The organism is Cupriavidus sp. UME77, assembly GCF_014170355.1.
GTDB lineage: Bacteria > Pseudomonadota > Gammaproteobacteria > Burkholderiales > Burkholderiaceae > Cupriavidus > Cupriavidus basilensis.
Map to the genome: position 1 here is coordinate 324,757 of NZ_LZZU01000018.1, position 13,153 is coordinate 337,909.

At 67.5% G+C, this 13,153-nt stretch carries 13 protein-coding genes; 11 read left to right on the forward strand and 2 right to left on the reverse strand.

Going from position 1 to position 13,153, the window contains the following annotated elements; all coding sequences use genetic code 11:
* Positions 1-31: 31 nt before the first annotated feature.
* The 4 genes from phnD (at position 32) to A9975_RS08965 (ending at position 3,081) form a co-directional block, all read left to right on the forward strand.
* The gene (gene phnD, locus A9975_RS08950; protein ID WP_183032273.1) at positions 32-1,024 is read left to right on the forward strand and encodes a phosphonate ABC transporter substrate-binding protein; all 993 of its coding nucleotides are present in this window, start codon (positions 32-34) and stop codon (positions 1,022-1,024) included.
* Between the two features lie 108 nt (positions 1,025-1,132).
* Positions 1,133-1,924 (forward strand): phosphonate ABC transporter, permease protein PhnE, encoded by a 792-nt coding sequence (gene phnE / locus A9975_RS08955; protein WP_370564197.1) that lies wholly within the window; start codon positions 1,133-1,135, stop codon positions 1,922-1,924.
* Between the two features lie 79 nt (positions 1,925-2,003).
* A complete protein-coding gene (locus A9975_RS08960) occupies positions 2,004-2,540 on the forward strand; it encodes a phosphonate degradation HD-domain oxygenase (RefSeq protein WP_150989386.1) in 537 nt (178 codons plus the stop codon).
* 43 nt (positions 2,541-2,583) lie between these two features.
* Positions 2,584-3,081, forward strand: a complete 498-nt coding sequence (locus A9975_RS08965) for a GNAT family N-acetyltransferase (RefSeq protein ID WP_183032275.1) — start codon at positions 2,584-2,586, stop codon at positions 3,079-3,081.
* An 8-nt stretch (positions 3,082-3,089) separates the two neighbouring features.
* Here the strand turns inward: A9975_RS08965 and A9975_RS08970 are convergent, their stop codons facing one another.
* Entirely contained in the window at positions 3,090-4,037 is a 948-nt protein-coding gene (locus tag A9975_RS08970) for a LysR family transcriptional regulator (protein WP_183032276.1), read from the reverse strand.
* 147 nt (positions 4,038-4,184) lie between these two features.
* On the opposite strand from A9975_RS08970, the gene A9975_RS08975 reads away from it, so the two are divergent.
* The 7 genes from A9975_RS08975 to A9975_RS09005 all read left to right on the forward strand — a co-directional run bounded on the left by A9975_RS08975 (position 4,185) and on the right by A9975_RS09005 (position 12,559).
* Positions 4,185-5,162 (forward strand): tripartite tricarboxylate transporter substrate binding protein, encoded by a 978-nt coding sequence (locus A9975_RS08975; RefSeq protein ID WP_183032277.1) that lies wholly within the window; start codon positions 4,185-4,187, stop codon positions 5,160-5,162.
* A 111-nt stretch (positions 5,163-5,273) separates the two neighbouring features.
* Positions 5,274-7,379 (forward strand): acetate--CoA ligase family protein, encoded by a 2,106-nt coding sequence (locus tag A9975_RS08980; RefSeq protein ID WP_183032278.1) that lies wholly within the window; start codon positions 5,274-5,276, stop codon positions 7,377-7,379.
* A 123-nt stretch (positions 7,380-7,502) separates the two neighbouring features.
* Positions 7,503-8,396: a MaoC/PaaZ C-terminal domain-containing protein gene (locus A9975_RS08985; protein WP_183032279.1), complete on the forward strand. Its 894-nt coding sequence runs from the start codon at positions 7,503-7,505 to the stop codon at positions 8,394-8,396.
* A 57-nt stretch (positions 8,397-8,453) separates the two neighbouring features.
* A complete protein-coding gene (locus tag A9975_RS08990; RefSeq protein WP_183032280.1) occupies positions 8,454-9,203 on the forward strand; it encodes an SDR family NAD(P)-dependent oxidoreductase in 750 nt (249 codons plus the stop codon).
* Entirely contained in the window at positions 9,196-10,020 is an 825-nt protein-coding gene (locus A9975_RS08995; RefSeq protein ID WP_183032281.1) for an enoyl-CoA hydratase/isomerase family protein, read from the forward strand. The genes A9975_RS08990 and A9975_RS08995 overlap by 8 nt, the downstream gene beginning before the upstream one ends.
* Positions 10,017-11,213: an acetyl-CoA C-acetyltransferase gene (locus tag A9975_RS09000; protein ID WP_183032282.1), complete on the forward strand. Its 1,197-nt coding sequence runs from the start codon at positions 10,017-10,019 to the stop codon at positions 11,211-11,213. The genes A9975_RS08995 and A9975_RS09000 overlap by 4 nt, the downstream gene beginning before the upstream one ends.
* A gap of 47 nt (positions 11,214-11,260) precedes the next feature.
* Positions 11,261-12,559, forward strand: coding sequence for a CoA transferase (locus A9975_RS09005; protein WP_183032283.1), 1,299 nt, complete (start codon positions 11,261-11,263; stop codon positions 12,557-12,559).
* Here the strand turns inward: A9975_RS09005 and phnN are convergent.
* Complete coding sequence (gene phnN, locus A9975_RS09010) at positions 12,495-13,142, reverse strand: phosphonate metabolism protein/1,5-bisphosphokinase (PRPP-forming) PhnN (RefSeq protein WP_255503127.1); 648 nt, start codon at positions 13,140-13,142, stop codon at positions 12,495-12,497. The two genes, A9975_RS09005 and phnN, sit on opposite strands and share 65 nt — an antisense overlap.
* Positions 13,143-13,153: the final 11 nt, after the last annotated feature.

The following is a 13,153-nucleotide window of genomic DNA, read 5'->3' on the forward strand; positions in this document are numbered from 1 at the left end:
CCCCAACAAGGCTTTTCCTCGGAGTTTCCTCATGCTGCGCAGAACCCTTTTCGCCCTGATCGTCACGAGCGCCGCTGGCGCGCTTTCGCTGCCCGCCTTTGCCCAGGAAGGCAAGGTCCTCAACATGGGCTTTATCTCGACGGAAACCTCGTCCAACCTGAAGTCCGCCTGGCAGCCGGTGATCGATGACCTGAGCAAGCAGATGGGCGTGCAGGTCAAACCGTTCTTTGCCTCCGACTACGCCGGCATCATCGAAGCCATGCGCTTCAACAAGGTGCAGATTGCCTGGTTCGGCAACAAGTCCGCCATCGAAGCGGTGGACCGCGCCAACGGCGAGGTGTTCGCCTCGGTCATCGACAAGGACGGCAATCCCGGCTACTGGTCGCTCCTGATCGTCAACAAGGACAGCAACCTCAAGACGCTGGATGACGTGCTCAAGCAAGGCAAGTCGCTGAGCTACGGCGCGGGCGATCCGAACTCCACCTCGGGCACCGCCGTGCCGGGCCACTACCTGTGGGGCGCCCACAAGATCGAGCCGAAGACGTTCTTCAAGACGGTGCGCGTGAGCAATCACGAAACCAACCTGCTGTCGGTGCTGAACAAGCAGGTCGACGTGGCGGTCAACAACACCGAGAACATGGAGCGCTACCGCATCAACACCGGCAAGAACGCCTATGAGCAGGTGCGCGTGCTGTGGAAGTCGCCGCTGATCCCGGCGGACCCGCTGGTCTACCGCAAGGACCTGCCGGCTGATGTCAAGGCCAAGGTGCAGACTTTCTTCGTGAACTACGGCAAGGGTGCCGACGCCGCGCGCGAGAAAGAGAACCTTGCCAAGCTGACCTACCAGGGCTTCCGCGCGTCCAACGACAACCAGCTGGTGCCGATCCGCCAGATCGAGCTGGCCCGTGAGAAGACCAAGATCGAGTCCGACACCACGATGGCCGCGCCGGACAAGGAAAAGCGCCTTGCCGAGCTGAGCAGCAAGCTGGCTGAGCTGGACAAGATCGCCGCCAGCGCGCAGTAACGCGCGCATCGTCGGCTCGCCCCAAAGCCGGGGCGGGCCGCACACCGTCGCCTCACCTTCGCCTTAGCCTTAGCCCAAGTATTCATGCATCCTTCCGCCAACCCCACCATGATCCCAGCCACTCCGCCTCGTGCCGTCCGTCCGCCGCGTGCCAGCCTGCCTGTCATGTTCGTCTGGGCGGTGGTGCTCGCCTTGCTGGTCATGTCATGGCAGGGCGCCGACATGCGTCCGCTCGACCTGTGGAGGGACTCCGGCAACATGGCGAAATTCGCCGCCGACTTCTTCCCGCCTAGTTTCCGGGACTGGCGCATCTACCTGGACGAGATGCTGGTGACCGTGCAGATTGCGATTTGGGGCACCTTCCTGTCCATCGTGTGTGCCGTGCCGCTGGGCCTGGCGTGTTCCGCCAATATCGTGCCGGCCTGGGTCTACCAGCCGATGCGCCGTGTGATGGATGCCTGCCGCGCCATCAATGAGATGGTGTTCGCCATGCTGTTTATCGTGGCGGTGGGGCTGGGCCCCTTCGCCGGTGTGCTCGCACTGTGGGTGCACACCACCGGGGTGCTCGCCAAGTTGTTCTCGGAAGCCGTGGAGGCCATCGACCCGCGCCCCGTGGAAGGCGTGCGCGCCACCGGCGCCAGCGCGCTGGAAGAGGTGGTCTATGGCGTGATCCCGCAGGTGCTGCCGCTGTGGATCTCGTATGCGCTGTACCGCTTCGAATCCAATGTGCGCTCGGCCACGGTGCTTGGCATCGTCGGCGCGGGCGGCATCGGCACCGTGCTGTGGGAGATCATCCGCAGCTTCCAGTATGCCGAGACCTGCGCGGTGATCATCATCATCGTTGGCTTTGTCACGGTCATCGATTTGCTGTCCGCCCGGATCCGCAAGGCGCTGGTTTGACAGCGGCTCCAGGCCGCCTTAAGCCGCCTTAAGCCGTCTCAAGCCGCCTCACGACACCAGCCCGCACACACAAATCATCATGACCATCCTCAGGCGCATCGAAATCCTCTTCTCCGGCCACGGCACCGCCTTCTACGGCGGCGAGGCCATCACCCAGACCGAGCATGCGCTGCAGTGCGCGCAACTGGCCGAACAGGCCGGCGACCCCGAGCCGCTGATCGTTGCCAGCCTGCTGCACGACCTCGGCCATCTCGTGATGTCCGAGGACAGCACCACCGATTTGCGCCACCAGGAAGTTGGCGCCGACCTGCTGGCGGTCGGCTTTGGGCCTGCGGTGACCGAGCCGGTGCGCATGCATGTGGCCGCCAAGCGCTACCTGTGCGCTACCGAGCCGGGCTACCAGGCCACCCTGTCGCCAGCCTCGCAACACAGCCTGGCACTGCAGGGCGGCCCCTTTGACGCGGCCCAGGCGGAGGCTTTCGTCGCCCATCCGCACGGGCCGGCAGCCGTGCGCCTGCGCCGCTACGACGACCTGGCCAAGGTCGTCGGCCTTGCCACGCCGCCGCTGGAGTACTACCTGCCGATGGTAGCGCGCTGCCTGCGCCGTGCGCCCTGACCGGCATCGCACCTAAGCAAACTCACTCGAACCCGATATCCGCATGGACCTGCCAAATGCGCGCCGCACCAGCGGCGGCCCGACCCTGCACGAAGTGACCGGCACCGATGCCGAACTGCTGCAGGTCGCCGCCTTGCTCTCCGAAATGGACAACGAGACGCCGTTGCCTTTGCAGCGCATGCGCGCACTGTTCGCCCAGCTCAAGGCGATGCCGCACTATCGCTGCTACCTGATGCGCAGCGCCGCCGGCGAAGCGCTCGGCACTTTCTGCCTGCTGGTGTTCCCGGTGCTGGCGCACGACGGCCGCAGCGAGGCCATCGTGGAAAGCGTGGTGGTGACCCACGCCGCGCGCGGCACCGGCGTAGGCACGGCCATGATGCACGCCGCCATGCGGCTGGCCGAAGAGGCGGGCGCCTCCAAGCTGGCGCTATCGTCCAGCGCGCGCCGGCTGCAGGCGCATCAGTTTTACCGGCGGCTTGGGTTTACGGAGCACGGGACCAGTTTTAGCATCGGGTTGCCGGTGGCGGCCGTGCATCTCTGATAGGAGCGCTATCTCATCCGCTTGCCCCCACTCCGCCTCGCCGTCTCCCCCCCGGCCCTGGGAGCCTTTTCCGCCGGCGGCTCGATACTCTCGCGAAAACGTTGCGTGACGGCGGTCTCGGCCAGCGCGTGATACGCCAGGGAAATGCCGATCGACGCATCCGGTGGCAGGTCGGAGATCGGGCGGAACACTACGCGGCCCGATGAGTGCGATGCGTTGACCGATGGCACCAGGGCGACCCCGAGCCCGCTATCCACCAGCCCTACCACGGTCTGCACCTGTACGGCTTCCTGTGCGATGTAGGGGCTGATGCCGGCGCGTGCGAACAGGTGTGACACCGCGGCTTGCAGGCCGCCCACGCGTGAGGGCGTGTAGCCGATCAGGGGGCAATCGGCGAGGTCGTGCAAGGCGACCTGCTTCTGCTTGGCCAGGGCGTGGCCGCGCGGCAGCGCGGCACAGAATACGTCGGTCTGGATCAGCTGGAAGCGGACGTTCTCCGGGCGGGCGGTGGGCACGCGCACGAAGCCCACGTCGAGCTCGCCGCTTTCCACCAGCGATAGCAGTTCGAGGTTGGTGCCTTCACGCAACTCCAGCTTGACCTGCGGGTGGCGCTTGGTGAACGCCTGTATCAGCCGCGGCAGCAAACCGAACGTGACCGAGCCGATAAACCCGATGCGTAGCCGGCCGGCTTCGCCGGTGGCGGTCGCTCGCGCGGCCGCGCTGACTTCTTCCGCATTGTGCAGGCATTTCCTGGCGGCTTGCAGGGCGGCCTCGCCGGGGGCCGTCAGCCGTACCCCGCGGGCAGTGCGCTCGAACAAGGGCGTGCCGAGTTCCTCCTCCAGTTTGCGGATGGCGACGGAGAGCGGCGGCTGTGCCATGAAGAGCCGTTCTGCCGCCCGGCTGAAGCTGCTGGTCTCGGCGACGGCCACGAATTGCTTGAGTTGACGCAGGTCCATCCATATACCTCGTGTATAGCTAGGTGCATGTAAAGTATTGGATTAAGTATATGGCATTGCTTACGATTGTTTCTGAAACAGGCACAAAGAAGCCGAGGGCGCCGAGCACACGCTTGGCCGCGCCTGACCTCAGACCGGAGACAATCGATGATCAGCACGAAACGCTGGCTTGCCGCTGCCGTTGCGGCCACCGCCGCTCTCACCATGCCCGCGCTTACCCTGGCGCAGGCTTTTCCTGCCAAGCCCGTCAAGATTGTCGTGCCTTACCCGCCGGGCGGCACCAATGACATCGTGGTGCGCCTGCTGGCGCAGAAGCTGGGTGACAGCATGGGCCAGCCGTTCGTGGTCGAAAACAAGCCCGGCGCCTCCGGCAACCTGGGCGCGGAGCAGGTGGCCCGCGCGGCGCCCGACGGCTACACGCTGCTGCTGGTGACGACGGGGCATTCGATTCACCCTTCGCTCTACAAGAACCTGCGCTACAACATCAAGACCGATCTCACGCCGGTGAGCGAGCTCACGCGCGGCCCGATGCTGGTGATGGTGACCCCGTCGCTGCCTTACAAGACGGTGCAGGACGTGATTGCCGCGGCCAAGGCCAAGCCGGGATCGATCAACTTCGGCTCGGCTGGCAACGGCTCGTCCACGCACCTTGCCACCGAGCTGCTGAGCTCGATGGCCGGGGTGAAGATGACCCACATCCCGTACAGCGGCAGCGCGCCTGCCATGGCGGACGTGATGGCGGGCAATGCCCAGCTGGTGATGGACCTGATGTTCTCGGCGCTGCCGCAGGTCAATGGCGGCAAGCTGCGTGCGATCGCCATTACCGGCGCAAAGCGCTCGCCGCTGCTGCCTAATGTGCCGACGGTGGCGGAGTCCGGCGTGCCAGGCTTCGAGACCCTGGCATGGAACGGGCTGATGGCGCCGGCAAACACGCCCAGGCCGATCATTGACAAGCTCAATGCCGAGATCCACAAGGCGCTGGACGCGCCGGAGATGAAGGAGCGACTGCGCGCGCAGGGCTTCGAGCCATCGCCGGGCACGCCTGAGCAGTTCGGCGCGTTGATCCGCTCGGAGATCGACCGTTGGGCGAAGGTCGTCAAGTCGTCCGGCGCCAAAGTCGAATAAGCCAGATTTGCGAAGGCAGGGGCGGGTGCCGCCACGACCCGATCGGCTCCGTTTTTGCTCCGCTTTCGCTCCCTCTCCGCCGCCACTGTTTTTCCTGCAAGCGATCTCGCCATGCCAGACCGTAATCCCCTTGTCCGTCTCCTTCGCCCGCGTTCCGTCGCCGTCATCGGCGCCTCGGACGATCCGCTGCGCATCGGCGGCCGGCCTATCGACTACATGCGCAGCCAGGGCTACCAGGGCCGCCTGATGCCGGTCAATCCCAATCGCGCCACCATCCAGGGCCTGGAAGCCTACGCCAGCGTGGCCTGCCTGCCCCAGACGCCGGACGTGGCCATCGTGGCGGTGGCCGCCAAGCTGGCGCCCGACGTGGTGGCGGAACTGGCGGCACGCGGCACGGCGGCGGCCATTGTGTTTTCCGCCGGGTTTGCCGAGGCCGGGGACGAGGGCGCGCAGATCCAGCAACGCATGGTGGCGTCGGCGCGCAAATACGGCATGCGCCTGCTTGGCCCGAACTCCCTTGGCGTGGTCAATCCCGGCACCGGTTTTTACGGCAGCTTCACCTCGGTGGTGGAAACGGGCTTTCCGGTGGCGGGGCGGGTCGGCATTGCCAGCCAGTCCGGCGCGTATGGCAGCCACATCCTGGGTATTGCGCGCGATGCAGGCATCGGCGTGTCGGCCTGCGTGATGAGCGGCAACGAGAGCGACATCAGCCTGGGCGACATCGTCCACGCCATGGTGGACGACGACAACACCGATGTGATCGCGGTCTACTCCGAGGGCATCCGCGACGGGCAGCGCCTGATGCAGGCGCTGGAGGCCGCGCGCAAGGCGCGCAAGCCGGTGGTCATGATGAAGGTCGGCACCAGCGCGGTGGGCAGCGCGGCGGCGCAGTCGCACACGGCTTCGCTGGCCGGCAACGACGCGGTGACCGATGCGGTGCTGGCCGAGTTCGGCGTGGTGCGGGCGCGCTCCACCGAGCATATGCTCGACGTGGCACGGCTGGCCACGCGCCGCATCTATCCCGCCAACAATTCCCTCGGCGTGATTACCGTCAGCGGCGGCGCTGGCGTCATTATTTCCGATGCGGCGGAAGTGGTTGGCTTGCCGATGCCGGAGATGCCCCCTGCGACCCAGGAGCGCCTGAAAGCGTTGCTGCCCTTTGCGGCGCCGCGCAACCCCGTGGACTGCACGGCGCAGTTCCTGAACGACATGACCATCGCGGGCCGCTTCACGCAAGCCGTGGTGGCCGAGGGCGGCTACCAGTCGGTGCTGGGCTTCTTTACCTACACCGGCGGCGCCGACTCGATCGCGCCGCGCCTGCGCGAGCAGCTCAAGGGCGTGCGCGACAAGCATCCTGACCGGCTCTACCTGCTGTCGGTGCTGGCCTCGCCCGAGCGTGTGCGCGAGTACGAGGCCGACGGATTTTCCGTGTTCGAGGATCCCACGCGCGCGGTGGTGGCCATCGAAGCCATGGGCCGTTTTGGGCAAGCGTTCGAGCGGGCTCCTGGCTTGCCCCCCCCTTCGGTGCCCGCGGTGGAGCTGCCCGACAGTATGCCCAGCGAGGCGCAGGCCAAGCGCGTGCTGGCGCAGGCCGGCATCGCCGTGGCCCCGGAACGCGCTTGCGCCACGGCGGGCGAGGCGGTGGCGGCGGCCGAGGCATTGGGCTATCCGGTGGTGCTCAAGATCCTGTCGCCCGACATCCAGCACAAGTCCGAGATCGGCGGCGTGCTGCTGAACGTCACCGATGCCGAGGGCGTGCGTGCTGGCTTCGGCCTGTTGATTGCACGCGGAAAGGAGGCTGTGCCGGGCGCGCGCCTCGAAGGCGTGCTGGTCGCCAAACAGCTCAGCGGCGGCGTGGAATGCATTCTCGGCATCCAGCGCGATCCCGTCTTTGGCCCGGTGGCCATGTTCGGGCTGGGCGGCATCTTTGTGGAAGTCATGAAAGACGTGGTGCTGCATCGTTGCCCATTCGGCGAGGACGTGGCCGAGCAGATGATCCGCTCCATCAAGGGCGCGCCGCTGCTGCTGGGTGCGCGCGGCAAGCCGCCGGTGGATATCAAGGCGCTGGCGGGCATGCTGGCGCGGCTGTCTGTGTTTGCGCACCAGTGCGGCCCGCGCCTGCAATCGGTGGACCTGAATCCGGTGTTTGCGATGCCGCAAGGACATGGCGCCTTTGCCGTCGACGCCGTGATCGAGGTGACGGAGCCGCCCCGATGATTCGCGACGCCGAAACCCTCAACGCCCTGCTCGGCAGCATCCGGCGCTTTGTGCGCGAGGAACTGGTACCCGCCGCGCGCCTGACGCCGTCACCATCCAGCAGACAACTGCAGACAACACGCCATGCCACTCGACCCCAAGCATCTCCTCAGCCGCCAGTTCGCGCCCGTCGAGCAGGCTTACAGCGCGCGCGACAGCATGCACTACGCGCTGGGCATCGGCCTGGGCGCCGATCCGCTGGACGCTGGCCAGTTGCGCTACGTCTATGAGCACGCGCGCGGCGGCCTGCAGGCGCTGCCCACGCTGGTCAACGTGCTGGGTTACAGCGGCTTCTGGGCCGACCAGCCGGATACCGGCATCACTTGGCAAAAACTGGTGCATGCCGAGCAGGCGTTCGTGCTGCACCGGCCGTTGCCGGCGCAGGGGCGGGTGGTTGGCCGGAACAAGGTCACCGCGCTGTACGACAAAGGCCCGGACAAAGGCGCGTTGATGATGCAGGAGCGCCAGGTGCATGACGCGGCCACCGGTGAGCTGCTGGCCACCGTCACCCAGACCACCATGCTGCGCGCCGATGGGGGCTTTGCCGCCGGCGGCGCCACGGCGGCCTCGCCGCCGCCCCCGCATGCGATGCCCGAGCGCGAACCGGACGCGGTGTGCGATCTGGCGACGCTGGCGCAGGCTGCACTGCTGTACCGGCTCAACGGAGACTTCAATCCCTTGCACGCCGACCCGGCGGTGGCGCAAGCGGCCGGGTTCCCGCGGCCCATCCTGCATGGCCTTTGCACCATGGGCATCGCCATGCATGCCGTGTTGAAAACCGTGCTGGCTTACGACGTCGCGACGGTGCGCGGCATGCGGGTGCGCTTTACGGCCCCGGTGTTGCCCGGCGAAACGCTGCGCACGGCGATCTGGGTCGATGGCCCGGTGGTGTCGCTGCGCACCACGGCGCTGGAACGCGGCGTGGTGGTGCTCAACGCCGGGCGCGTGGACCTGAGCCAGCCGCCCGCGCCAATCTGACCCAATCTGACGCTGCTTGCGCAGCCATCCCGATACACGTATTCCGAGGAGAACCGAATGGATCTGCAGATCAAGGACAAAGTCGCCATCGTCACGGGCTCGGCCCGCGGGCTGGGCGCGGCTACGGCACGCCACCTGGCGCAAGAGGGCGTCAAGGTGGTGATCACGGACATCCTGCGCGAGCAGGCCGAAGCCACGGCCGCCGCGCTGCGCGCCGACGGCTTGCAGGCGCATTGCATCGTGGCGGACATCACCAAGGGCGCCGATGTGCAGCGGCTGGTGGATGAAACCGTCGCGCATTTTGGCGGGGTGCACATCCTGGTCAACAACGCCGGTTTTCCGCGCGACAAGTACCTCGTCAAGATGACCGAGGAGGACTGGGACCTGGTGATGGAGGTCATGCTCAAGGGCGCCTTCCTGGCCACCAAGGCTGTGATGCCGCGTTTGATCGAACAGGGCTGGGGGCGGGTCATCAACATCAGCTCGCGCGCGCACTTCGGCAATCCCACGCAAGCCAACTATGCGGCGGCCAAGGCCGGGCTGATCGGCATGGCCAAGGCGCTGGCGCTGGAGGAAGGGCGCTACGGCGTGACGGTCAATTGCGTGGCGCCTGGCTTCATGGAAACCGAGATGGTGCAGGCCTTGCCGACCTACGAGACCATCAAGGAGCGGGCCGTCGCCGCGCAGCCGATCAAGCGGGTTGGCCGGCCGGGCGACATTGCCGACGCGGTGGCCTTCCTGGCTTCGGAGCGCGCCGGCTTCATTACCGGCGAAGTGCTGCACGTCACCGGTGGGCGCTATGGCTGAGTTCTCGGCAGGGCCGGTGCGTTGCGCCGCCAAAGACGGCATTGCCACGCTGACGCTGGACAACCCGCCACTGAATGTGGTTTTCCGCGGCCTGACCGAGGCGCTTGACCGTGCGCTGGACGCGCTGGAACGCGATCCCGCGGTGCGTGCCGTGGTGCTGACCGGCGCCGGCACCCGTGCCTTCTGCGCGGGGTCCGATATCGCCGAGTTCCGGCCGCTGATGCGGCCCGGGCAGATCGTGCCGGGCAAGCTCGCCTTGCAGCATGCGGTGTTTGGGCGGCTGGACGATTTCCCGAAACCGACGGTGGCGGCGGTCAATGGCCTGGCGTTTGGCGGCGGCCTGGAGATCGCGGTCTGCTGCGACCTGATCGTGGCGGACGAGACGGCGCGCTTCGCGCTGCCCGAGATCAAGCTGGGCGTGTTCCCCGGCAGCGGCGGCCCGGTGCGCGTCACGCGGCGCGTGGGCGAAGGGCGCGCCAAAGAGCTGATGTTCCTGGGCGAGCCCATCGATGCAGCTACCGCGCTGGCCTGGGGCCTGGTCAACCGCGTGGCGCCGCCGGGCCAGGCGCTGCAAGCGGCATTGGCGCTGGCCACCACGCTGGCGCAGCGCCCGCCGCTGGCGCTGGCGCTGTGCAAGCAGGCCATCGACCTGAGCTTTGACACGACCGAAGACGAGGCCATGCGGCGGGCGCTGCCGCTATCGGACCGCGTTTTCAGTTCCAAGGAAGCGCAGGAGGGCGTGCGTGCCTTCTTCGCCAGGGAAACCCCGCGGTTCGGCGCTGACGAACTGCATCAAGAACAAAGGATGCCATCATGAAACGAGCCGCCATTGTCTCTCCGCTGCGCACGCCCATCGGCGCGTTCGGCGGCAGCCTGCGCAGTATCGCTGTCGAAGAACTCGGCGCCACCGTGGCGCGCGCCGTGGTCGAGCGCACCGGCCTGGATCCCGCCCGTATCGAGGATGTGGTGTTCGCGCATTCCTACGCCAACGGCGAAGTGCCTTGCACCGGCCGCTGGGTGGCGCTGCAGGCCGGCTTTCCCATCAGCGTCGCCGGCATGCAGCTGGACCGCCGCTGCGGCAGCGGCCTGCAGGCCATCGCCACTGCTGCGATGATGGTGCAGACCGGCGCCGCCGATGTCGTGATGGCCGGCGGCGTCGAGAGCATGAGCAACGTGGAGTACTACACCACCGACATGCGCTGGGGCAAGCGCGCCGGCACCGTGAAGTTCCACGACCGCCTGGAGCGCGGGCGCGAGCGCTCGCAGCCCGAAGCCCGCTTCGGCCGCATCTCCGGCATGATCGAGACCGCCGAGAACCTGGCTCGCGACTACGGCATCTCGCGCGAGGAGGCTGATGCCTTTGCGCTGCGCAGCCACCAGCGCGCCGCCGCCGCTTGGTCCAGCGGCAAGTTCGCGCAAGAGGTGGTGCCGGTCAGCGTGCCGCAGCGCAAGGGCGAGGCGCTGATCGTGAGTGAGGACGAGGGCATTCGTGCCGATCTCACCATCGAGCAGCTCGCGCGGCTCAAGCCCCTGATGAAGGACGGCATCGTCACTGCCGGCAATGCCTGCCAGCAGAACGACGCCGCCGCCGCCTGCCTGATCGTGGCCGAAGACAAGCTGGACGCGCTTGGCCTGGCGCCTATCGGCTACCTGCATAGCTGGGCCGTGGCCGGTTGTGAGCCGTCGCACATGGGCATTGGCCCCGTGCCAGCAGTCAAGAAGCTGTTCGGCAAGAATGGGCTGGGCTTTGACGACATGGGCCTGGTGGAACTGAACGAAGCCTTTGCCTGCCAGGCGCTGGCCTGCGCCAAGGGCTGGGGCTGGAACGATCCGGATCGCTTCAATGTGAACGGGTCCGGCATCTCGCTGGGGCATCCGGTGGGCGCAACCGGCGTGCGCATCATGACCTCGCTGATGCACGAGCTGGGCCGGCGCGGTGCGCGCTACGGCCTGGAAACCATGTGCATCGGCGGCGGGCAGGGCATTGCCGCCGTGTTCGAGCGCGCCTGACGCCGCCAGTACGCCATTAAGCCACTACGCCAAACCGGACCGCCCCCATGACCTACCCATTCCTCAACCGGCTGCGCGTGATCGAAAGCTCGGCCTTTATCGCGGCGCCACTGGCCGGCCTCACGCTGGCTCAGTTTGGCGCTGACGTGATCCGCGTGGACATGATCGGCGGCGGCATCGACTACATGCGCATGCCGCGCATGCCGCAGGCCGGCGGCAAGGGGCGCAGCCTGTACTGGACCGCGCTGAACAAAGGCAAGCGAAGCATCGCGGTCGACCTGCGCAAGCCTGAAGGGCGTGAACTGGTGCAGGCGCTGGCGACGGCGCCCGGGCCGGATGCGGGCGTGCTGCTGACCAATATCGGCACGCCGTGGCTCGCGCACGAGGCGCTGGCCGCGCGGCGCGCGGACATGATCAGCTGCACCATCCAGGGCAACGGCGACGGCAGCACGGCGGTGGACTACACCGTCAATTGCGCCACCGGGTATCCAGCTGTCACCGGTGGCGGGTCGCGCGAGCGGCCGGTCAACCATGTGCTGCCGGCGTGGGACATTGCCTGCGCCTACCAGGCCGCCTTTGCCGTGGTCGCCGCGGTGGAGCAGCGCCGGCGCACGGGCGCAGGCGCGCAGCTGAAGCTGGCGTTGTCCGACATGGCCTTCACCATGCTGTCGCATCTCGGCTTGCTGGCCGAGGCCGAATTGCTGCAGCAGGAGCGGCCGTCGATCGGCAACCACCTGTATGGCGCCTTCGGCCGCGACTTTGGCACGCTGGACGGCGGCCGCCTGATGGTGGCGGCGATCTCGGCGGGGCAATGGAAGGCGCTGGTGGAGGCATGCGGCATCGCCGCGCAGGTGACTGCGCTGGAGCAGCGCACGGGCCTGAACCTGGGCGACGAGGCCGATCGCTTTGCCTGCCGCGAGGCCATTGCCGAGCTGGTCGCACCCTGGTTTGCCGCCCGCACGCAGGCCGAGGCGGAGCGCCTGCTGGAAGCGCGCAAGGTCTGCTGGGGCCGCTACAGCACGGTCGGCGAGTTGCTGGCCGGCGATCCGCGTGTCAGCCTTGCCAATCCGGTGTTCGAGCGCATTGCGACCCCAGGGATCGGCGAACATCTTGCGGCAGGCGCGGCAGTACGGGTTGCGTCGATGGAGCGCGAGGCAACGTTGCCTGCCGCGTTGCTGGGCACGCATACCGACCAGGTGCTGCATGAAGTCCTGGGGCTGGATGGCGCCGCCGTCGGCCGGCTGCATGATGCCGCCGTGGTGGCGGGCCCGGAGCGGGACCCTACGGCTGGTGTTGGTTCTGATGTTGGTTCTGGTGTTGATGCTGGCGCGTGCGTTCGTGCGTGAGCCGCATCAACGCACTTGCCGCATCCTCCAGCGCGCCGCTGTTGTCGATCACCGTCAGCCGGCACCCCGCCGGCACGGCGAACGGCTCGCCGGCGCGCTGCAGGCGCCGCACGATGGCTTGCTCGTCCTCGCGGCCGCGCAGCCGCAGGCGCTCTCCCAGCACGTGCAGGCGCACGCTGACCTGCACGGCGTGCAGGGCCGGATAGCGCGCATGGGCGGAGGCCAGGTGCTCGCGTGACCCGTTCACGACCACGCACAAGCCCTGCGCCAGCCAGTCGTCAAGCTCGGTCCCGATGCCGTAGCACAAGCCGTGGCTGCGCCAGTGCAGCGCAAAGCCGCCCTGCGCCACGCGGTGCTCGAACGCCTCGGGGGTGATCGCCACGCTGTCTTCATCGGCGCTGCTGGCGCGGGTGATGTAGCGTTGCGCCACGCGTACGCTGGCATCATCCCGCAACTTGTCGCGCATCACGCGCAGCAGCGAGTCCTTGCCGCTGCCGGAGGGACCCATCAGGTAAACCAGGCCGCTGCCGTCCGGGGCTTCGGCACCGGCCGCGGCGATGTCGGCGCGCGCCGCGGTGCGCATGGCCTTGGCGC